Below are 1,086 nucleotides of genomic sequence, written 5' to 3'. Positions count from 1 at the left end.
AGACCGGCGTTGGGGACCCGGCGCTAACACCGCCGGCCCCGAAATGGAGTGGCGGCCCGTCCGCGGCGACCTCTGCGTAGTAATATCCACTCGCACCGGGACCCGGGCGCGGCCACGCCGTTAAACACCCCACCTTCCGAATGTTGACCTCGAATCAGGTAGGAATACCCGCTGAACTTAAGCATATCAATAAGCGGAGGAAAAGAAACCAACAGGGATTGCCCCAGTAACGGCGAGTGAAGCGGCAACAGCTCAAATTTGAAATCTGGTCCCCAGGGCCCGAGTTGTAATTTGTAGAGGATGCTTTTGGCGAGGCGCCTTCCGAGTTCCCTGGAACGGGACGCCACAGAGGGTGAGAGCCCCGTCTGGTCGGATGCCAAGCCTATGTAAAGCTCCTTCGACGAGTCGAGTAGTTTGGGAATGCTGCTCAAAATGGGAGGTATATGTCTTCTAAAGCTAAATACCGGCCAGAGACCGATAGCGCACAAGTAGAGTGATCGAAAGATGAAAAGCACTTTGAAAAGAGGGTTAAAAAGTACGTGAAATTGTTGAAAGGGAAGCGCCTATGACCAGACTTGGGCCCGGTGAATCATCCAGCGTTCTCGCTGGTGCACTTTGCCGGGCACAGGCCAGCATCAGTTTGGCGCGGGGGATAAAGGCTTCGGGAATGTGGCTCCCCTCGGGGAGTGTTATAGCCCGTTGTGTAATACCCTGCGCCGGACTGAGGTACGCGCTCCGCAAGGATGCTGGCGTAATGGTCATCAGCGACCCGTCTTGAAACACGGACCAAGGAGTCGTCTTCGTATGCGAGTGTTCGGGTGTAAAACCCCTACGCGTAATGAAAGTGAACGCAGGTGAGAGCTTCGGCGCATCACCGACCGATCCTGATGTTCTCGGATGGATTTGAGTAAGAGCATACGGGGCCGGACCCGAAAGAAGGTGAACTATGCCTGTATAGGGTGAAGCCAGAGGAAACTCTGGTGGAGGCTCGCAGCGGTTCTGACGTGCAAATCGATCGTCAAATATGGGCATGGGGGCGAAAGACTAATCGAACCATCTAGTAGCTGGTTCCTGCCGAAGTTTCCC

Annotated in this window: 1 rRNA gene; it reads left to right on the top strand. The window is 55.2% G+C overall.

Features of this window, described 5'->3' with window-relative positions:
* Window positions 1–119 precede the first annotated feature (119 nt).
* Window positions 120–1,086: ribosomal RNA gene (locus tag AB0B61_RS57450) — 23S ribosomal RNA — on the top strand; the annotation flags it as partial.

The sequence above is a fragment of the Nonomuraea sp. NPDC049158 genome (genome assembly GCF_040648335.1).
Lineage (GTDB): Bacteria > Actinomycetota > Actinomycetes > Streptosporangiales > Streptosporangiaceae > Nonomuraea.
Note: the sequence above shows the minus strand (reverse complement) of the source record. Positions and strands in the feature narration are given on the sequence as shown.